The organism is Rothia sp. HMSC069D01, from assembly GCF_001810135.1.
Lineage (GTDB): Bacteria > Actinomycetota > Actinomycetes > Actinomycetales > Micrococcaceae > Rothia.
In genome coordinates this window covers 252,463-267,410 of sequence record NZ_KV800108.1, presented here as the reverse complement: position 1 = coordinate 267,410, position 14,948 = coordinate 252,463, and the positions used below count along the sequence as shown (strand labels likewise).

The following is a 14,948-nucleotide window of genomic DNA, read 5'->3' as shown; positions in this document are numbered from 1 at the left end:
CCACATGTGTTTCGAGAAGCCACCAAAGAAGTTGCTTTTCGAAACACATGTTGCTTCTGGGCGAATAACGGCGGATTACCACGCTACATTCGGGTCTACTCGCCCCTCAGGAATGACGCGACCTTACCCCAGAAACCCTTCTGGTTTCCGGCGTATCGGGTGCCAGCGGGGGCCGGCTGGTACGGGTAGTTCGCCTGCGGGTGCTGCGGGTTCGGCTGGTAACCCGGTGCCTGATAGTTCGGATCCTGATAACCCTGCGCCCGGTACGCGCCTGCCTGAGGCTGAGTACCCGGGTGGTAGTGGGCATCGGGGCGGTACTGGGATTCTGCGTGGTGCGGGGCGTCCGCGTGGCCGTGTGCCTGGTATCCCTGCGGGTTCGGGCGGTACTCAGGGCTCGGCTGAGGAGCCTGCTGGTACGCGGGTTCTGCCTGATTTGCCGTCGCCTGGTTCGCCTGCGGGCGCGGCGGGTTAGAGTACGCGGGGCGCGGGTTCGGCTGCTGCGGCTGGGCAGGTGCCGAACTCTGCGCGGGAGCCGGGCGCGCCTCCTGAGCGGGCTGAGCGGCAGGTGCGGGCTGAGCGGTAGGTGCCGGACGCTCCGGGCTGACCTGCGGTGTACGCTGTCGCGGCTGGCCACTAGGAACCTGCAAGTGCGACCCCTCAGGAACGCCACTCTGCTCGGCAAGATCCTGAACAACGAACGCCGAACTGAAAAGCATGTCCTCCATGGTCCACTCAAGCGGCGGCTGTGCGTTCGGTGCCAGCTGCAGCTTGTCCAGTTCGCGCAGGTGCAGGGCGAGCACATCCACCATGTAGTTGACGACGGTGAGGTTCGGCTGCTCCCCCAGGTTTTTCGGGTAGGCGAAGTGGTAGATGTAGGTGTTGATGTTCTGCCGCTTTTCCAGGGCTTTTGCCGTCTTCTCAACGGGGACACCGCCGCAGGTCAGATCTGAGATGCTTTCAAAAGTTGCCGGACCTTCAGAAGCACGCACGGTCAGCGGACGCGAGGGGTCCACGGCGGACTGCTTCGGCCAGAAAATGCCGGGTCGGAATGCCATCTGCAGGCTGTTGTTGACGACGATTTCCTTCTCGGGTCGCCAGGGCTTCTCATGGTCCACGATGTACTTGCGCGGCATGGCGAAGGTGGTGAAGGAGCACGCGAAGCTCTGCAGCTCCTCCCCTGCCGGTGAGGTGCTCAGAATGTATGCTTTGGCGCGGTTCCAGGTTTCGCTGTTACGCATCTTGTTGACGAACATGGACAGCTTCGTCATGAACCCGTCGACTTTGACGGTGGGTGCGTCGGCGGTAATCAGGTAGATCCGCGCCGTGCCGTAGAGCGAGGAAAGCGCATACTTCTTGTTCGATTCGCCGAAGTTGGTGCCCATGATGAGGTGGCAGGTGGGCGGGTTGACCGGTTCGCCGTCGTAGTAGGGCGTGTAGTCGAAGCCCATGTCGATGACCTGGCAGGCTTCTGCGGCGGCGTGGATGCTGTCGAGGGTGAGCGTCTCGTTGGTGGGCGTGCCGTCCGCGTTGCTGAACGCGATGAAGGCGGCCGTGTAGCCATAGGCTGCGCTCTTGGGCTTGTCCAGGGCGAAGGTGTTGCATCGCGGGTGGTGTGCGGCGTACTGCTGCTGGATGTGTGATACGGCGTTGTGCGGCATGTTCACTCCTTGGGGTGTGGTTGTTTATCGGATTCGATTGTGTGGGTGTGTGATGTGTTTTACTGTACGCTACTCCCCTGACAGGCTAAGCGGGCAGGGGTGCTTTTTTCGCGATAAATCGCGATGCGGAGGCGGCTGTACTCTCACCGGCGAGCGCGCGCTCAGCGGCGAGTTTGGCGGGCAGCGAGCATGGTGGCGGGTGGAGGGGCGGCGCATCCAACGCTGCGGGTGCGCCGCGCCCTGTGTTTTACCGGCGCTTGTTTTACCGGTGCTTTAGCCTGGTGGGCTACTTGCCGCGGCGGCGCTTAATTTCCCGGCCCCAGACCATCACAATGTCGATTCCGAGAACCCCGTACTCGTACTCATCGAGAGCGGCCTGAACTGCCTTGGTGTTCACCGCAAACCAGTCGTCGGGCAGCGAGTCGATCCACGCTTCCCAGTCTGCGATGCGCCAGTTGTAGGTTCGTTCCATGAGGTCCACGAACTCGTCGCCTCCAAGTGCTTCGGGGAACTGACAGTACCGCAAGGAGTCCGACTCACTGTTCGGCCGTTCTTCCCGATAATTAACGAACTGGCGCCAGTTCTTCTTCGTGATGATGAAGGACTCTTCCCCGTCAGGACCGAACTTTTCCACGGTGCCCACGTACGAATTGGTTTTAACACGCTCCCAGAAGGTCGGCACGTCAATTTCGCCGCGCTTGACCAGGTCGGCCAGGTACTCGATACGGTCGTGCGGAGGGGCGATGGCACCATCAGGGAGAGCGTCGCCGAAGGTCAGCAGGCGGCCGGCGCGGTAGTCCTCCATGTTGATGGTTTCCCAGGAGAAGCCGTTGATTTCTTCGTGCTGGTCGGGCTCCAGGCAGGGGTACCATTCGTTGTCGTACACCATCTGCAGGAGTTCGTTGGAGCGGTGTTCGCCTTCGTAGGCGAAGTCGTTCACCTGAATATTGCGAACGTATTCTTCCTGTTCTTCGTTCAGGTGGTACTGGCCGCCCTTGCGGCGGAAGTTGAGCTTTTTGGTTTCGGTGCCGTTCTTCAGTTTTGCCTTGTGGATGTTGACGGCGTGTTCGATCATCCACTGGCTCGGGTCTAGTACGTATGCGAGGCGAAGCTGCGTCTCGTACGGGGTGATGATGTTCAGGGTGCGCAGCAGTTCTTCGCACCCGTCGGGGTCTTCCCAGTACATGTTTTCGCCGAGGTACTTGAGCTTGTCGTCGAGGGTCATCTTGGGGATTGCGTCCCGCAGGGTCTGTGCCCATTCGGCGGCTTCTTCGTCGTCGGGGTCGGCTTCTACTTCTGCTTCGACCTTCGCCAGTTCCGATGCCATGTAGGTGTCGATGTTGAAACGCTCCGTGTACATCGGCTCCATGGCATCGCAGCGTTCCTTGTTGATCTGGCGGCGCTTCTCTTCCAGGGCCTGGTAGTATTCGAGGTCGTCCAGGGTCTTCTGCTGCTCTTCGGGGGTGAGGCTGTTCCAGTACTCTTCCTCAGCAATACGATCCTGCTCATCCTCATCAGGGGCGGGCTGCTGCGGCAGGCGAAGTTCACCGGGGCGGCCGTACTGTCCGGTGCCGAAGGCGTCCAGGGTGATGGCGCCGTGCTTCTCTTCGCGCAGCGGGTGGTCACTGTTCAGCCACGCGCGGGCCTCGCTGATGCTGATGGGCTTGGTCAGGCGGTACAGGCGCACCTCCTGGTTCAGGTCGTCCAGGCGCATCTTCTGCTGCTTGAAGGAATCACGAGCTTCCTTCTCATTCAGGTACACGTAGATGTAATCGCCGCATTCCTGCCACCAGGGTGCGTCCAGGCGCGGGTCATCCCAGATGAGTTCCTTGCCGTCCTTGCGCTTGTACCGCGGGCGGCCCTTCGGAGGGTTGTTCACCTCCTTGCGTCCTCGGTTCACGTGCACGAGGTAGCCGTACACGCCGGGCTCGCCTTCCAGCTCGTTCTTGAGGGTGATGTCGGTATCCAGGTCCTCGACGACCCAGTGCTTCTCGTCGTTGAAGTAGGCGATTTCCTCATCGGTCATGTTGTCGAAGAGGGAGCAGTCGAAGAGCATGCGCGGATCGGTGAAGGATTTGTAAGGGGCCGCGTCACCGAACGCGTTGCTCACGTAGCGGGGAAGGTCTTTGGGCATGCCCTGGCGGCGCCACTTGTAGGGGTGGACGGTGAGGTCCTTGTCCCAGGGGGTTTCGCCGGTGATGCCGGGGGCGCGGCGCTGCATGAGTTCGGCGGAGAGGTCCTTGCCCTTGACGACGACGCGGTGTGCCTTTTCGAGTCGCTCATAGGAGTAGCGGGCGCGGGCGTTGCGTTCGGCGTGGTACTTCTTCTGGTAGGCCTTGTAACGGGCTTCGGCTTCGGGGCTGCGTGCCATGGTGACGGTCCTTTCTCTCGGATGCGCTGGCGCTGGGAGGCTGCGGTGCTCTCGGCGCGTGGGCTGCGGTGCTTCTGGTTCCAGAATAGGGCGGACCCCTGACACGATAAGCGGAACGGGATTTACCCGGGGGTAAAGCACGGGCCCCCTGCCCCTCATGAACGGCGAGAAGCCACATGTGTTTCGAGAAGCCACCGAAGAAGTGGCTTTTCGAAACACATGTGGCTTCTGGGCGGATTACCTCTGAGCAGATTACCCCTGGGCGGGATAATTACCGGCTACCCGGGAATAGGCGAATCCTCGTGAGTCTTCACCCCGTAGATAACCTTCGGCAAGATCTTCAGGCTGGATCCGTTAGAAGAGTACTTCGCACTAAGAATCAGACGGTTGACTGCTTCGTAGTGGTTCTCACCAACCTTAATCTTCTGGTTCTCACCGGCACGACGTTCTGCCTCGTTGTGGGTGCTCTTCGTTTCCACAACGCAGAAGGTCTTCTCTCCGTCATCGCTTTCAAGAACGTACGCCCAGTCGGGGTTGTACTTGCCGCTGGGGGTGTCGATCTTGAAGTTCGAGGGGAGCTTCATGAAGAACTTGACGGCGGAGCTTGATTCAAGCTTCTGCGCGAACTGGCGTTCCACGTCTGAGTCCAGCACCAGGTAGTCGTAGTCCGTCTTTTCGGGCTGTGACACTTTGTAGAGCTTGTCCAGGGGGTAGTCGCTCAGGTCGCCGCGCAGCTGGTCGAAGATGTCATCGGTCGGGATGATGGGCATTGCCACACCTTCGGTGAGGTATTCGCCTCCCCCGCTGATGCTCTTCCAGAGGTTGTCGCTGTTTTCGTTCTGGTCGAGTACAGCGTTGTAGCGCGGTTCGTATCCGGTTTTCTCCGTGTAGGTTTCGTCGTCAACGATGCGCGGGCGGAAGACGGCGCTCGAGACAGCGACCTCTTCAACAACGCTCTGCAGAATCTTGCGGGCAGCCACAATGTACTCGCCCGGGTTCTTGATAAACGTGTCCAAGGTTTCGGATCCCTTGAGCACGTCGATGATGGTCTTGCGGGAGAGGTCGGTTGCTTTCTGAAGTTCCGCGACGATGTCCGGCAGGGTGTAGTGATGGTCCAAGTCCATCTTGGTGGGGGTTGTGCTTGGCCCACCCGCACCGGTTTTAACACCTGAGCGTCGTATCTCGAGGTTCGATTCTGCGATACGAATCTCCAGAGGCTGGATGTGTTTTGCGGCTTCCTTGAGACGGGCTACTGCGATGTCTGCAATATCCTTTGAGTCAAGGTGAACCCGGTAGCTGGTGTCAACGGCGATGCGTTCCCAGAGTTCGCTGAAGAGTTCGTAGGGGAAGTTCGGGTTGAACTTTCGGGTGCCGCGTTTGTTCTCGTTTTCGACGAACTTGGTGGTGTTCTGGTTGTCTACGAGAATCTGGATAATTTCGTCTTCGTAGGGTGCGTACTCTTCGGGCAGGTCGAGGGTGAAGCCGAGCATGTTCGGGGTGAACTGTTTGGTCGGTTCGCCGTTCTGGGTGAGCATCTTGTTCTTGACGAGGGCATCAAAAATTTCACCGGACTGGGCAACGCCGAGGGTCTGACCTTCGGCTGCACTGTCGGTGCGGTTTGTGATGCCTGCAAAGTCGGTGCGGCGCACACGTCCGATGCTTACGCCGGCCTCGCGGTATTCGCGCTGCAGGGAGTCAGCGAAGTCGCGGTAGGACTCGTTGGCGATGACAGTCAGGCGTGCGAGATTCGGGTCAGAGATTCGCGTGAGGGTTCCGTTCTTGACGCTGACGGGCAGGCGCAGGCCGCGGCCGATGGTCTGGCGACGTTCCATCGCGGTGTTCATGGTGCGGAGCACGCAAATCTGGAAGATGTTGGGGTTGTCCCAGCCTTCGCGGAGTGCCGAGTGGCTGAAGATGAAGCGTACGGGTTCTTCGTGGCTGAGCAGGCGTTCTTTGTCCTGCATGATGAGCTCGTAGGCGTCGTCGTCTTCCTTCTTGCCGGTGGAGTCCACGTATTCGCCCTGGGTCTGACCGCGCTTGGCTTTGAGCTGTGCGAAGTAAGCACTGCGGGCAGTCAGGGGGTCGTGCGAGCAGAAGTTACTGATTCCGGTCATCTGCTCGAGGCGTTCGACTTCTTCGCGGTAGATCTCATCAAACCAGCGGGCAAATTCACCATTGGCGTCAAGGTTATTGGTTCCGTCGCCCAGGTAGCTGTGCACGCTATAGATGAAGAAGAGCGAGAGAACCTTAACGCCCTCCTTCTGCAGTATGTATTCCTTCTTGAGATGCTGACGAATGGTTTCACGAATCATGGCACGGTGCACCTGGTCCATATTTTCATCGCCGAGGGATTCGTCAAGACGGAGCAGGTTCTTACCTTCAACGGCACTCAGTTCAATAAAGGCGTTTTCTTTCCCGTACTCCACACTGATGTGGTTGACTGCGATATCGCCGTAGGCGTCGTTGTTGGCCTTGCTCTTCAAAGATTCACCCTGTTTGAAGGTCTTTTTATCGCGTTTGATGCCACCCTGCTTAGTTATCGTGGCCAATTCTAGGATGGCTTTGAGGGGCCTCTTTGTATCGTCAACAGAAGCAAAACGAATGTAAGGGGTAGTAGTCATGCCATCGAGGAGGACCTCAGCGACGGAAATCTTCTTCACAAGGTTCTGTTGCATGGCGTCTACCGGGTCGAGGCGGTAGACGAGGTTGCGGACCTTATCGTGGGTAGCGCTGTAGCGCAGGACAGCAAGGGGGTTAAGTTCTGAAATTGCGATGGTACTATTGTCGCTTTTCATGCGCTGCGGTTCGTCGAGGATGACGACGGGGCGGGTAGCACGGATGTAGTCGATGGGCGCCAGACCGTTGAGGCTATCGCGTTCCCGATAGATGATACGGTCATCTTTTTTGGTGGTGTTGAGTGCGCTGATAGTGGTGATGAGAACCTCGACACCGATACCGGTTGCGAAGGAGTAGACCTCTTCAGGAGTGTCGCCCCTGTAGAAGGTTTCGCGGAGGGACACACCGTGCTGCAGGTACAGGTTCTCAAAGTGCGAGCGCATGGAGTTGATGCTGGTCTTGACGCCTTCGCGAATCGCTACGGAGGGTACGACAATAACGAACTTGGTGAACCCGTAGTTCTTGGCAAGTTCGAGGATGGTGCGCAGGTAGACGTAGGTTTTACCGGTGCCGGTTTCCATTTCGATGTCGTAGTGGGGTACACCATCTTCTACTATGAGCTCCGCACTATGCTCGAGGTAGTTGCTCTCCTGCACCTTAATGAGGTTGTTGAAAAGGGCTTCACGGTCAAGGTCGAGCTGGTTGTAGACGACGCCGGCGGCGCGTGCTGCGAAGAGGGTGTCTTCTTCGGCTGCGGCACCCGTGGGGATGATATTGCGGGTGGTTCCGGTGTGCTTCATCTGCCCTTCGAAGAGTGCCACGGTGGAGTCGATGGCACGCACCTGGTGCTTCTGTGAGGGGTCGAAGACGAAGCCTTTACGCTGAGGTGCGGGGCTGGGGTTGGAAGGGCTTGCTGCGCCGCGGTATAAGGGGTTAGGTGTGGGGATCTGAGGGTCGGGGTGAGGCATGGCAGTGGTCTTTCGGACGGGGGTCTTTCGGAGTTTGTTTGCTATGAGTGTGGTCGCTGAAGTGGTTCAGGGGTTGCGGGTTCTTAGAAGAACCACGGCGGCGGCGTAGGTCGCGGTGCGTTCTTTGCCGCCGCCGGGTTGTTCTGCAGGGTCCGCGTGAGGAACTTATTCAGCTGTGTGCTGGTGCTTCTAGGCGAAGAGTACGTCTTCGCGGTTGATGCCGTGCTGCTTGGCGAGTTGCACCAGGTTCAGCTTGAGGCTGTCTACGTTGACGTAGTTGTTCTCGTTGGAGAGCGCGTCTTCAATCATGAGCAACTGGACGGGTTCGTAGCCGTAGATTTCGTGGAATTTGCTGATGGCCTTTTCCCAGTCTTCGAGGCTGGGGATGGTTGCAGCGTCTTCGGTGGGCGGGGTCGTAAAGGCCAGCACGCCGGCTGCGATGGCAAAGAATTCCTTGTACCCGAGGGAGAAGGAGGCGACGGTTTCGTCCAGGCGGTAGCCTGACTTGAGCAGCAGCTCGAAAAGGACCTGGTAGGCTTCAGCACCGGGCTTGAGGCTGTCGCCGAGGTCGTTGAAGAGCATGTCCAGGTTCTCGGCACCGATGCTACTGTCAATCTTCCAGCTCTTGAAGCAGCTCTCACCCAGGGTGAAGGCACGGAAACCGGTATCGAGGGGGTTGTCTACGGAGCGCTGGGCAATCTGCTCGGCGTACTTTTCATGGACATAGCTAGGAAGATTACTGAGACGATGACGTACGACATCAGGAATAGTTCGGTCTCCCTGAGAGAACGCTTCGCTTGCCTGGTCCAGGTCTTCTCGGAGCTGCACCGCGATATAGCGGCGATTCTGCTGATCAACAATATTCTGTTGTACGACAGCCTGAGCAATAGTTCCAGAACCAGCGAAGAAATCCAGAATAATATCTTCACCAGAGGTGCAGAAAGACATCAAATACTGGATAAGAGCAGTCGGCTTAGGGTAGCTGAAAGGATTCTTATATCCAAGAATTTCAGTAATCTCACTAGAAGCGCTCTTAGTCGTACCCACTACCTTTGATTCAAGAATAGTGGAGGGAGAAAATGCAGACCGTTCCTTACAATATCGCAGAAGACCCTTTTTATTGAAATAGAATTCAATTACTCTCTGTCCTTTGGAATCAAAAGTTTCATCTCCACGCATCCACTGTTGAATCTGGCTCTTCATAGCCCAACCCGCAGAGACGGTTACGTCTTCGACAAGCCGACCATTTTCAAAACGCATGACACCATCAATTGTCATAGTTTCACTCGTGCCAATCGTTCCGGTGAACTCCGCGTCATCCCCTTCAAACCTCATGCCCGCTTTTAGCGTGAGCGAAGATTCCGGATTGCTCCTTGAGATTTTCTTAAGCGCACTATGATTGATATAGGCGTCTTCGCCGTAATCAAAGAGCTTGAATCCGTTCAAAGAACTACGGTTCTTCGCGTAAACAAGAATATATTCATGCCCAGTACGCACCATTCCAGCAGTCGCACCTGAACGAGGCCAAATAAATGAAACCGGGTTTTCATTCAGAGAATTATGCTGCCCAAAAATCTCATTACAAATAGCCCGAAGATTATCGACTTCGTAATCATCAATAGAGATAAAAATCAGTCCGTCTTCAGTTAGCAACTCGCGTGCCAACACCAGGCGCGGGTACATCATGCTCAACCAATTCGAGTGATACGCGCCCGAGTTTGAAGTATTCATCTCAAAAACCGTACCCGCCTTTAGCGCACCCTCAGCATCACGAGCACCAGTTTCAAACTCGTGCTCACGCACAGTCTGCGCAAAACGATCAGAATACACAAAATCCTTACCCGTGTTATACGGCGGATCAATGTACACCATCTTCACCTTGCCACGGTACGCCGAACGCAAAGCCTTCAGAGTCTCCAGATTCTCACCCTCAATAAACACATTGCGGGTCGATTCCCAATCCACCGAATCCGAAATCTGCGGGTGAATAGCGGCAGAAGTCGGCAGCTGTGCTACACGCTGAGCCTCACGCTTACCCGGCCAGGTCAAGCCAAACTTCTCAACGCCCGCCGCCAGATTCTCATCGCCCAGAAGGTTCTGCAGAGCCTCCACATTCAGCTTGCCATCCGCAAAAACTTCCGGCGCAGAAGCCTGCAACTGCTCCCACAGCTGCGCCCTCGTATCCGGAGAAGACAACGGCACACTGCCGAATTCAGAAACTTCGCTCATCGTTGATAAACCTTCCACCATGTAAGCCCCAAACCATAAAAACACGGCACCTACTCGCTGCCGCCCAGTCTCAACATTGACTAACCGACTGCCACAGGAACAACTCTATCCCCATGTCAGAGCCCTAAAACTCCTCGATTCAGCACACTACAAAGATAGGTCAACCACAAGGATTTAGGGTTGGGACATACCGTTCTAAAATGTACCCTTCTAGTTTCCGCCATAACCGCCACGCTGTCCAACGAAACCGTCAAAAAGGCGGCCCGGCATGGTCACCCACACCGAGCCGCCTTCCAGCCCGCAAAGAGCCTACTTACTGCTCAACACGCCAACGAATCGTGAACAGGTCCTGAACCGAACTCGTCGCGTCCTTAGACTTCTTCATACGATCCAGAATGCTCTCCATATACACATCGTAATCGGCAAGCTTCTGGTGCAATTCACGCTCCACTTCACTAACCTGCTTATTCAGCTTACGAGCCTCAATACGCATCTGCATACGCTTCGTAGAATCAGCCTCACGCCTCGAATCAGCAGCCAACTGACGCTCCTTCTTCAGCAGCTCCAGCTTCTTCGCTTCAGCCTCCGCACGGATATCCTGCCCACGAGCGTCCTGAATCTGCCACATATCCTCCAGGAAACGGCCATTACGCTCATTCACCTCAGCAGCCAGACGGCTCGTCTGCTCACGCATCTGCGACTCCATACGATCCGCAAACATCATGCCAGCAACCGGGCCCTCACTCACGCAACGCAAAGACATCAAATCATTCACATCATCAGTCGTCAGCGGCTTACCCGAATCAGTGAAACCACCAGCCACCAGATACGACTCCTGAACCAGCTGACCCTCAACCGTAGCGGTATACGTCGCCTCACGCAGGCTCAACTCACCCGAAGTACCCACCAACGACTGCGCATACTTCGAAGGACGCTCCGAAGCCGACACCGAGAACACCAGCTCACGCTGCGGAGTCTCACGGTTCAACGCCGAATCCACCACAAAACGACCCAGCGGCGAATCAAAACGGTACTGGCGAGTGTGATTATCCGAATCCTCCTTGAGCGCATACGTGCCCGGAACAATATCACCGTTCTCAGCATCATCAAGAGCAGGAACTTCACGCAGAACAAAACGACGCAAATCATCTGCAAAATCAGCCGAGTCAGCCAGCTCGTGCTTCGTCAACTCCATCAGCAGACGCTCAAAAACGCCCAACAGCTCACGCGAGCCCTCATCGTAATGCTTCAGCTTATCCTGAACATTCGCGTCCAGGTTCTCAAACACCTTAGAGGTCGTCTCACGCATACCCTCAGCGATCAGTTCGGCATTCTCTTCCTCAAGCTGACGGAATGCCTCCTCGATCTCCTCAGCGGTCTTAGCGTTCGCAAAAATAGCACCAATCTTCCTATCAAAATCAGCACCATAGGCAATAGCACCAAGAATCTCATTACTTGCGCCAAAAACACCCGTGAAAATCTGGAACTTATCGCGCAGCATAGACAGTACACGGGCTTCAGCCTCGTTCCGGCTATTCAAGAAGTTCATCACCAAAACATCATGCTTCTGGCCATAACGATGAACACGACCAATACGCTGCTCCACACGCTGCGGGTTCCACGGCAGATCATAATTAATCAGCAACGAACAGAACTGCAAGTTAATACCCTCGCCCGCAGCCTCAGTCGCAATCATAATACGAGCCGAATTACGGAACTTATCAACTAGCGCCTTACGCATATCAGCAGCCTGAACACCGGTGACAAGGTCGCTACCCTCATGCTCCTTCAGCCACTCACGGTAAATCTTGCGCTGCTCCTTCGAACCATTCGAACCGTTGAACAGCACCAGCTCATCACCATAGCCAGCCTCAACCAAAACACGCTGCAAGTACTCCTGAGTACGGGTCGACTCCGTGAAGATAATAGCCTTCTCCGGTGCACCAATAGAACGCATGCTTTCAAAACCGCGCTCCAACGCCTCCAGCAGCTTATGAGCCTTAGCGTTCTCCGTAATCGACGCCGCATGCTCAGCCACACGGCTCAACTCCTCAGCCTCCTGACGAAGCTGAGAACGCTCGTGCTCACTCAGAATACGATCCGCCCATGCGTCAGACTTATCCGAAAGGTTAGACAGCCAACTGTCCTCAGAGGGTCCCGCGTCACCATCAAAATCGGCACCTCCACGCGCAAAGGAACGCGAGGCATCCGAAACTTCCTTCATCGTCAGAACTTCAGGTTCCGTAAGGTAGCGCAGACGCTCAGCCATAGACTCAAGAGTGGAAGAAACCGCAAACGTCGAAGAGCCCAAACGCTTGAACAGCTGAATCGCCATCAGACTACGCGCCGGAGAATACTGCATAAAAGTCGAGTTATGAACAAACGACTGAACCATCTCATGTAGCTGCTGTTCCTTCTCCGTAGGTTCAAACTGGAACGTCTCAGTGCCACGGTTCGTATAGCGCACATACAGGTTCACGTCCTTGCGCAGATGACGCTTCAGCAGCATGCTCAGACGCTCCTGCAAGTCCTCCATCGCCGCGTTCTTAGACAAGTCAGAAGACCCATTAACATAACGCGCACGGAACGCCTTCAAGCTATCAAAGAACTCAGGATCAATCACGGAGACCAGACCGTACAGTTCCTCCATCCTATTGTGAAGAGGAGTCGCCGTCAGCAGAAGAACCTTCTGCGCCGACTTAGTAATCCTAGAAGCAGCCAATGCGCTCTTTGGCTGCCGATGAGCCGGCATATAGAAGTTCCTCAGATAGTGGGCTTCATCCAGCACCATCAGATTCCACGGCAGAGAACCCAGCTTATCCTGAAAGCTCGTCATGAACTGGTACGAACAAATCAAAACCGACGGCTCACCCCGACGGGTCTCTTCGATAACATCCTTTGCGTTCTTAGAATCCACCAGAGTCGCAGGAATCATGAACTTATCCCACAACTCCTGCTTCCATTGCTGACGCAACGACGCCGGTGCCACAATCAAAATATTGCGGCGACGCTCAGACCAAAACTGAGTAAGCACAATGCCAGCCTCAATAGTCTTACCCAGACCAACCTCATCAGCGAGGATAGCGCCCTTCATATGGGGAGACTGCAAAGCAAAAAGAGCAGCATCAATCTGATGCGGCTTAGGCTCAACCTGCGCATCAAACAGCAGGCTCGTCAGCTTACCCAGCTCATTATCGGCATAGCTACGGCGCAACTCATGCGCATAAAACTTAGCCTGATAATCGTTAATGGTCGTCACAACAGTACCTTTCGGGTCGCCAGAAGCGGATAGAAAACAGAAAATATACGAAGCCTACAAGCCCCATAAAGAAAGAAAAATAAACGCTAGACTCAGCTCTGAATCTAGAAGGAACAGGTTCAAACAGGCAGAGTTCAAACGGCCAGAGTGTAGATATCTCGGAGGGCGTCCTCGGCCTCATCCAAAGCGTAACCGCTCTGACACAACGCCGCACAAGAATCACAGAAACGAATCTGAGCCAAAGCCTCACGCTCCGTCAGCTCAGGAAGCCGATCCATCAAAAACTCACCGGTCTCAGTGAAGAAATCGTCAATATTCGAGGCGTCCTGCCCAGCGTAGAACTCGCGAAAATCATCACCGGTGTAGTAACCGCTCAGGTCCATGAGTATCTCTCCTTCGGTTCACTCAGATAACAGACCCCATGGAGCTATGCCTTTGCTCCATACACTCAAAATATATGGAACCCCTGACAAAATAAGCGGAAAACACACACATACCGGAATAATCTGCGCTTTCACCCTAGAAATGACAGAAGCTCCGGTGACGGGCACAAACCCAACAGGGCCTTAATACGCGCACCCGCCACCAACAGCAACCGTCGCCCAGGCATCACACAGCCATCATGCCTAGCTAGGCAGCCAACAGCGCCTTAGCCAGCTCCAGCTGAGCCTTAACCTTCGCAGTACGGCGCTTACGGCCAAAAGTCGCCAACACAGCCGACTCAACATCCTGACCCTCATCCATCAGCTCAGGATCCTGCTCATAGAAGCGCCAAGCATTCGCAATCTCAACCGGGCTAATCTGGTCAAACTCGCGCATCGCACCATCAACCGAAGGGCGGAACTCGCCATACTCCTCACGCGGCGCCTCGACATGCCACACGAACTTATGCTCATCCACCTGCAACTCAGGCATACGACCCGCCAAACGGATAATCCAGTCGCGGTTCTTCTTCGCCAAACGATTCACGCCGAAACACTGCGCCGCCAAAGTCGCCAAACGATCAGCCTGAACCGGCCCCTCAGCAGACACAATCTCCTCAAGAGCAGCAGACATCTGCTCCTTAGAACGCTTACTGCGCAGCGAATCAAAAATGTCACGGTCACCCAGCGAAATCGGCTCCCACGGCTCAAACGGGTAACGCCCCTCCCCCACCGCAAGACACAGCTGAGGGACCGAAGCATCAGAAGCCTGTGCCGGCTGAGAAGTCGAAGCAGGAGCCGCAGGCTGGGCAGGTCGAGAAACCGGTGCCGGGCGAGTAAACGCACCACGAGGCGCAGACACCTCAGTCTTCACCTCACGGGCAGTCGACACAGCCTGACGAACCTCCTCATCCAGCTCACGACGAACCGGTACCACCTCACCAGCACCAAACAAATCAGCATGCACACGGTTCAGCTGGCTCTCACACCACTCCTGCTGCTCCGGCGCACCCAACGCCTCAAAAAGACGCGCCGCCGAATCGTAGATACGCACCGCATCATTGCGGTTCATATCCCTGCCGTGCATCTTCTTGTTGCGGAAAATACGCAAATCCTGCGCATACGTACCCACGGTACGGCTCGAATCAGGCTCAAATGGGTGCTTCCGCTCCGGAGTACCTACCGGCTCAGTCAGCATACGCAACTGAAGCTGAACGTCTCGCGGGTTGTAACGGCTCAACTCCACCTTGCGCTTACGCTGATCATCCAAGTAAAGCAGAATAGAAACCCAGCCATACTCCTCTACCTGAGACTGGGACATCACCCCCTTCTCCACCACCAAGCGAGTCAGCAGCGGATCAAGCTCACGGCCCAAATACTCCAAACAAGAGAAAGTGTAAGCGTTTGCCTTTTCAATAGACATAT

7 protein-coding genes are annotated in these 14,948 nt (G+C 55.8%); all 7 read right to left on the bottom strand.

Annotated features, from left to right (window positions below; all coding sequences use genetic code 11):
* Positions 1-95: 95 nt before the first annotated feature.
* On the bottom strand, positions 96-1,658 hold the full coding sequence (locus tag HMPREF2710_RS05490) for a histidine kinase (RefSeq protein WP_070599961.1): 1,563 nt from the start codon (positions 1,656-1,658) through the stop codon (positions 96-98).
* 286 nt (positions 1,659-1,944) lie between these two features.
* Positions 1,945-4,029: a hypothetical protein gene (locus HMPREF2710_RS05485; RefSeq protein WP_070599959.1), complete on the bottom strand. Its 2,085-nt coding sequence runs from the start codon at positions 4,027-4,029 to the stop codon at positions 1,945-1,947.
* 278 nt (positions 4,030-4,307) lie between these two features.
* Complete coding sequence (locus HMPREF2710_RS05480; protein WP_083303497.1) at positions 4,308-7,613, bottom strand: restriction endonuclease; 3,306 nt, start codon at positions 7,611-7,613, stop codon at positions 4,308-4,310.
* A gap of 189 nt (positions 7,614-7,802) precedes the next feature.
* Positions 7,803-9,842, bottom strand: a complete 2,040-nt coding sequence (locus HMPREF2710_RS05475; protein WP_070599955.1) for a site-specific DNA-methyltransferase — start codon at positions 9,840-9,842, stop codon at positions 7,803-7,805.
* A 313-nt stretch (positions 9,843-10,155) separates the two neighbouring features.
* A complete protein-coding gene (locus HMPREF2710_RS05470; protein WP_070599953.1) occupies positions 10,156-13,101 on the bottom strand; it encodes an SNF2-related protein in 2,946 nt (981 codons plus the stop codon).
* A 134-nt stretch (positions 13,102-13,235) separates the two neighbouring features.
* Complete coding sequence (locus tag HMPREF2710_RS05465) at positions 13,236-13,484, bottom strand: hypothetical protein (protein ID WP_070599951.1); 249 nt, start codon at positions 13,482-13,484, stop codon at positions 13,236-13,238.
* 247 nt (positions 13,485-13,731) lie between these two features.
* Positions 13,732-14,946 carry a DUF3320 domain-containing protein gene (locus tag HMPREF2710_RS05460; RefSeq protein WP_246824534.1) on the bottom strand — a complete coding sequence of 405 codons (1,215 nt, stop codon included), beginning with the start codon at positions 14,944-14,946 and terminating at the stop codon, positions 13,732-13,734.
* Positions 14,947-14,948 lie beyond the last annotated feature (2 nt).